This window comes from Aeromonas sp. QDB25 (assembly GCF_027707725.1).
GTDB classification, from domain to species: Bacteria; Pseudomonadota; Gammaproteobacteria; order Enterobacterales; family Aeromonadaceae; genus Aeromonas; species Aeromonas caviae.
This window is the reverse complement of sequence record NZ_JAPCIZ010000226.1, coordinates 1-819: the sequence shown is the minus strand read 5'-3', so window position 1 is coordinate 819 and position 819 is coordinate 1. Positions and strand designations below refer to the sequence as shown.

The following is an 819-nucleotide window of genomic DNA, read 5'->3' as shown; positions in this document are numbered from 1 at the left end:
CACCTATCGGTGCCGTGATGCTAAATCCGGAGCGGCCCGAGAAACCCGAGCCGGAGCAAAAAGAGGCTGCTTAAAACAGCTTTGCGCGACAACTATCTTGAAAAACGCCGGGGTTGATAGCCACCGTGTTTTACTTCAAAAATTATGCCACCGGTATCCAGCGACAGCACGGCATGCCAGGTTCCTGCGGCCATCTCCAGCACCGTACAGGTTTCCCCCAATATCGCCCGATGGGTGACGGTACCCCGATCGTCAAAATTCAGCACCACGAAACGACCCCTTAATGGCAACAGTAGCTCGAAGGTGTGAGGGTGTCGGTGCGGGCGCACGTAGGTCCCAGGTTCCATGGCAATAGCCAGACGTTGGACCGAATCGCTTAATTCTGGATGGAAATTACGGTGCGCGCGGAGCCGAGGCGATTGCACAGCCGCTGCGCTCTGTTGCTGCATATCGCTCATGGTAATTTGTTTCATCAGGATGACCTTGTCGATTAATGAATTGGGGGGGATTACCGTATGACGTCAGGGTGACAGAACCCGCAGAGCAAGTGAAGAACTGGGTTTGCCAATTTTTCCCTATCCTGATTTACTGAAATGGTATTGACGGTAGTGCTGATATTCAGGCCACTTTTTTAGTTGATAAAAGTCTGTAATTCTTTTTACCGTCTGGGAAAAATTTACGGTGGTAATCACCCCCCAATTATTTCAGTATGAGTAAACTTGGTCTGACAGTTACCAATGCTTAATCAGTGAGGCACCTATCTCAGCGATCTGTCTATTTCGTTCATCCATAGTTGCCTGACTCCCCGTCGTGTAGATA

The 819-nt window shown here is 49.9% G+C and carries 1 protein-coding gene; it reads right to left on the bottom strand.

The window, feature by feature from the left end; all coding sequences use genetic code 11:
* Positions 1-92: 92 nt before the first annotated feature.
* The gene (locus tag PG883_RS23610) at positions 93-473 is read right to left on the bottom strand and encodes a WbuC family cupin fold metalloprotein (protein ID WP_270808488.1); all 381 of its coding nucleotides are present in this window, start codon (positions 471-473) and stop codon (positions 93-95) included.
* Between the last annotated feature and the right edge of the window lie 346 nt (positions 474-819).

Excerpts from the sequence above, each read along its gene's own strand:
- PG883_RS23610 (WP_270808488.1), bottom strand. The coding sequence starts at position 473 with ATGAAACAAATTACCATGAGCGATATGCAGCAACAGAGCGCAGCGGCT.